This is a genomic window from Streptococcus sp. WM07, from assembly GCF_004570525.1.
Classification (GTDB): Bacteria; Bacillota; Bacilli; order Lactobacillales; family Streptococcaceae; genus Streptococcus.
In genome coordinates this window covers 1-5,051 of sequence record NZ_SPPZ01000081.1, presented here as the reverse complement: position 1 = coordinate 5,051, position 5,051 = coordinate 1, and the positions used below count along the sequence as shown (strand labels likewise).

At 39.8% G+C, this 5,051-nt stretch carries 5 protein-coding genes; 4 read left to right on the top strand and 1 reads right to left on the bottom strand.

Features of this window, described 5'->3' with window-relative positions; translation table 11 throughout:
- Positions 1-286 precede the first annotated feature (286 nt).
- From E4T71_RS08130 to E4T71_RS08120, 3 genes are all read left to right on the top strand, one after another.
- On the top strand, positions 287-739 hold the full coding sequence (locus E4T71_RS08130) for a universal stress protein (protein WP_135038811.1): 453 nt from the start codon (positions 287-289) through the stop codon (positions 737-739).
- Positions 740-986: 247 nt separating this feature from the next.
- Positions 987-1,493 (top strand): transposase, encoded by a 507-nt coding sequence (locus E4T71_RS08125; RefSeq protein ID WP_135038809.1) that lies wholly within the window; start codon positions 987-989, stop codon positions 1,491-1,493.
- Positions 1,490-2,146: a transposase gene (locus tag E4T71_RS08120; RefSeq protein ID WP_135038807.1), complete on the top strand. Its 657-nt coding sequence runs from the start codon at positions 1,490-1,492 to the stop codon at positions 2,144-2,146. Before E4T71_RS08125 ends, E4T71_RS08120 begins: the two co-directional genes overlap by 4 nt.
- A 160-nt stretch (positions 2,147-2,306) precedes the next feature.
- Here the strand turns inward: E4T71_RS08120 and E4T71_RS08115 are convergent, their stop codons facing one another.
- Positions 2,307-3,701: a Cof-type HAD-IIB family hydrolase gene (locus tag E4T71_RS08115; protein ID WP_135038805.1), complete on the bottom strand. Its 1,395-nt coding sequence runs from the start codon at positions 3,699-3,701 to the stop codon at positions 2,307-2,309.
- 95 nt (positions 3,702-3,796) lie between these two features.
- Between E4T71_RS08115 and E4T71_RS08110 the strand changes: the two genes are divergently transcribed.
- Positions 3,797-4,756 (top strand): asparaginase, encoded by a 960-nt coding sequence (locus tag E4T71_RS08110; protein ID WP_135038803.1) that lies wholly within the window; start codon positions 3,797-3,799, stop codon positions 4,754-4,756.
- Positions 4,757-5,051: the final 295 nt, after the last annotated feature.

Genomic DNA, 5,051 nt, shown 5'->3' with positions numbered 1-5,051 from the left:
CTTAAAAAGAATTTCATTTGACAACAGGGACTTTTGAAGCTGTTTTTTAGGCTAAACCAAGGCTATGATTAGCCTTGGCAAATTAGCCTAACAGCTCCAAACCTGTCATCAAATGAAATCAATGACTTATCAGAATGAGTTGTAGTCCTCATCTCACAGTAAAGGTAGGTGGCTAACTTCATTTTAAAACTTTCGATCCATTCTCCATTTTTATAAACTTTCCTTATAATATTGCATTATTCGATGAAAAGGATTACAATAGAAGTATATAAAGGAGGGAACTCTTATGACTCAACATTATCAACATATCATGGTTGCTTTAGATGGTTCAAAATCTGCAGAGTTAGCCTTACATAAGGCCATTCATGTAGCTTTACGAAACCAAGCTCAACTGTTCCTTGTTCACGTGGTGGATACCCGTGCTATTCAAAGTGTAACTCCTTTCGATTCTGAAGTTTATGAACAATTAAAACTTGAAGCTCAGAAAATGCTGGGAGAATATGAGGAACAAGCCCATGCAGCTGGTCTGACCGATGTGCATCAAGTGGTTGAGTTTGGGAATCCAAAAACATTATTAGCAACTGACATTCCAGATGAACATGAGATTGATTTGATTATGGTAGGGGCTACTGGTCTCAATGCCTTTGAACGTCTCTTAGTTGGTTCTTCATCTGAGTACATTCTTCGTCATGCCAAGGTCGACTTCCTTGTGGTTCGTGAACAAGAAAATCTCTTTTAGTTCAAAAAAGACGCCTTAATGGCAATATCATTAAGTTAAGGTTTTACTAGACGAAAATCTGGTAAGCCTTTTCTTTTTATTTCTAAAAGGAGTAAACTAGCAATAAGGGAGGTGTAAATATGATTCTTAGTGTCATTAAATCTTTAGAAAAATGTGTTCATGATCTTTCATTAAACCTTGAATCCTATGTAAAGGATCCTGGTAGAGACTTTTCGCATTCCCGTTTACTCACTTTCGATAAAATGATTTGGACATTTCTCCAAATGGGGGAAAGAGTTTATCAAAAGAACTTCTGGATCTTGGACTTCCAGTTTCAAACTCAGCCTTTTCTCAGAGACGATACCATATCAAAGTCGATGCACTAGAACAACTGTTTCATAGTTTTACGAATGAGATAACCCCCGTTCAAACTATTCCAATATTGGCAGTGGACGGTTCTGATTTTCATATTCCAACAATTCCAAGTGACAGGGATTCCTATTTTGCACCCCAGAAGAGAAACAGCGGATATAATCTTCTACATCTCAATGCTTTATATGATATTCGGCATGAGATTTATTATGATGCCCTCATACAAAAAACTAGAAATAGTGACGAACGACAAGCACTCGTTGAGATGATGGAACGATCACCTTTTGATAAAGCTTTAGTCATAGCTGATAGGGGCTATGACCCCTATAATATAATGGCTCATTTTCAGGAACATGGGTGGGGGAATACCTTATTCGAATTAAAGATGGAGCGACTAGCATGAAGAGAAGTTTAGAGCTTCCCGTAACAAATACCTACGATATACCTATAAAACTATCTCGAACAAGAAGACAGACTAAGGAAACCCTTCTACAATTCAAAGCTAGAAAGCATTTCAAATTCATCCCCTCTAATCAAAGATTTGATGACCTTTCAACCTCTTGGGATAGAAATAGCCCACCGGAATACTACAATCTTGCATTTAGAATTGTGCGTCTCGAAATTGGAGAGGGGCATTACGAAACCTTAGTGACAAATACAGACTACACAGTAAAAGAATTAAAAAGCCTCTATGCCGATCGTTGGGGCATAGAAACTTCGTTTAGGGATCTTAAATATAGCTTGGACTTGATAAATTTTCATTCAAAGAAAATGGAAGGCATTTATCAAGAAATATTCCCGCATTTAAGCATGTATAATTTTTCAAAAGCCATAAGCTCTCAAATAACTGTCCCTAACAAGCAAAGAAAATATGACTATCAAATCAATTTTACAGACATGACTTACGCTTGTCGATTACTTCTATGTCAAAAAATGTCTTCCACTGATTTAGAAGCCTATGTCCAACAACACCTTACACCGATACGTCCCCATCGGACCACGAAGAGGAGAAAAACAACTCGATATGTAAGGGGCTTCAACTATAGAGTAGCATGATTATACGAAAAATGCCAATAAAAAATGAGAGGATAACAACCTCATCTTCAGTGTACTCAAAAAACGAAAAAAACACAATTGATTCTTGGATTCTGCTCCAATCAGTCAATTGTGTTTCATTGAAGCCTTTATCAGCCGCCCTAACTTAATGACATTGGCCTTAATGGACGTCTTTTTTGCAATGATGTTTATTATAAGCCTTTTGTTGGCGTTCCAATTCTTTTTGAATAGCCGGTTCTGGGGCATAGTTTTCTTCCCAATCATCTGGTTTCAAAATTTTATGGGTTTGGGGGTCAAAATGAGCTTTACCATCTGGAAAGATTTTGCCCATGTTAGCCTGGTGGACAAGGTCAAAAATCGGAGCTGGATCTACTCCCATTAAGACAAAGTGACCATAAGTGAAGTAAAGAAGATCAACCAAAGCATCCGCTTGTTTGACTAAATCCACTTGTGGATTTTCTTCTTTAGCCATAACTTTTTCCTTGGCTTGATCAAGAGCCTGATGGAGTTTGTTTACGGTCTCTTCAAACTCTGCACTAGAGGAGCTTGCTGCATGGACAAATTCAACCAATTCTTCAATGGTGAAAGCAGCTCGGTGACCAGCATCTTGGCAAGTCCAGGCTTTGGGATCTTCTTGGGTTCGCTGATCCATCAGGCCATGGAATTGCTTGACTTTATTGAAGCTGGTGTCTTGACTGACAAAAATAGGTTCGTTGCCTAAAAATCCAAAGTAAGAAAGAGCTTCATGGATACCATCTTCTGTGTTGGAACTGGTGGTGTGCTGGGCAACTTTTTTAATTCGACTAGAACCATTTCCCATAGCAATAGACAAACCAACCCCTGATAACATTTCAAAGTCATTGTCTGAATCACCAAAGGCCATAACTTGATCTAGGTCAAAGTCAAACTCTTTTCCAAGGAGTCGGATCCCTTCCAATTTGGACATGCCAGGACTAATGATATCAGATGCGTAAGGACTGGAGCGGGTAAACTTTAGATGGGGAAAATGCTCAGCAATTTCCCTTCCTTCTTTGCTAGTAGCCAGTATCAAGATTTGGTAAATAGGTTCACGAGCAATAGCTTCCAACTCCTTATAGTCTTGGGGTACAAAACGACTGACTATCTTATTAAAGGACTGACTGACCAAGCCAGATAATTTTCGAGGAACAAAGCGGTGTAGACCTTGAGTCAAGGAAGACATGCCGAAAGACATAATCCGTGATCCTAACACACCATCTTCCCGCCCCAGTGCAATCTCCTTACCATTCTCCTGAGCATAGACCAAGACATCCGCCACTTCTTTTTTGGATAAAGTCTGAGCATAAAGAAGACCATCAGGACTAAAGATATACTGGCCATTATAGGTCACAGCAAAATCTAAGTTCAGCTCCTCCATAAATTCCTGAACAAAGAAGGGACCTCGACCTGTCGCCAATCCTACCAGGATTCCTTGTTTTTTAAGCGATGCGATCGCTTTTTTTGTTGATTTTAACACCTGACGGCTATCATTTACCAAGGTCCCGTCGATATCAAAAAATACTGCTTTTATATCCATTCTAGCCCTCTTATCTGCGCATTTACTTCTTTTTATTTTATCATAATCGTGCCCTCAGTATGATAAAATGAAAGAAAAAAGATATGAGGTTATTTATGAAACGAATCTTAGCCCTTCACACAGGAGGGACTATTTCCATGCAGGCGGATGAGAACGGACGGGTTTCAACCAATGAAAAAAATCCTATGGTACAGATTCAAGCGGGACTGGAGAATGTTCACCTACTCTCAGTTGATCTGCTCAATCTTCCCAGTCCACAAATGACACCTACTCATATGCTCCAACTCTTCAAAACCATTAAAGACTATGCGAATCAAGTCGATGGGGTAGTAATCACACACGGAACAGACACCTTGGAAGAAACAGCTTACTTTTTAGATACCATGGATTTGCCTCCACTTCCTGTAGTCATTACTGGGGCTATGCGTTCCTCTAATGAATTGGGAAGCGATGGCATCTACAACTTCCAAGCTGCCATCCGCGTGGCAGCGGATGATCAGGCACGTGATAAGGGGGTTTTAGTCGTCATGAATGATGAAATCCATGCTGCTAAGTATGTCACTAAAACCCATACCACTAATGTCTCCACCTTCCAAACCCCAACACACGGTCCTCTTGGCCTCATCATGAAACAGGAAATCCTCTATTTCAAACAAACTCAGAAACGAGTTCGCTTTGATTTAGAAGATATTCAAGGGCTGATTCCAATCCTCCCAGTTTACACTGGAATGGATGAGCAATTACTCAATATGATGGATTATTCTCAACTGGATGGTCTCATTATCGAGGCTTTTGGTGCTGGAAACATCCCACCACTTGTAGCAGAAAAACTAGAAGAACTCATTCAAGCTGGAATTCCTGTCGCCCTGGTCTCCCGTTGTTTTAACGGCATCGCCGAACCAGTCTATTCCTACCCCGGAGGCGGACAAGACCTAGCTAACAAAGGCATCTACTTTGTCAAAGAACTCAACGCCCCTAAGGCCCGCCTCAAACTTCTCATTGCCCTCAACGCAGGTCTCAGAGCTCAAGAGTTAAAATCTTATATCGAAGGGTAATCAGTACTATTTTTCAATTCTATAACATTTACCTAACGAGGAGATTCTCGAAAAAATGGAGGTTCTAGAGGCTTATTTACCATCGTCAAAATTGATACAGGACAATTATAGATAACCAAAAAGTCTCCAAAGTCTTGAGCGAAACCTCTGACTTTGGAGACCTTTTATAGTAAGCGCCCAATAACAAGGTATCTTTAACCGAACTAGAAATCTAGCTATACTAATCTTATAAATCATCAGGATGGAGATTGATATGGTAGATTCTCGCTCGTTCACTAGGATAAATTTATGTGAT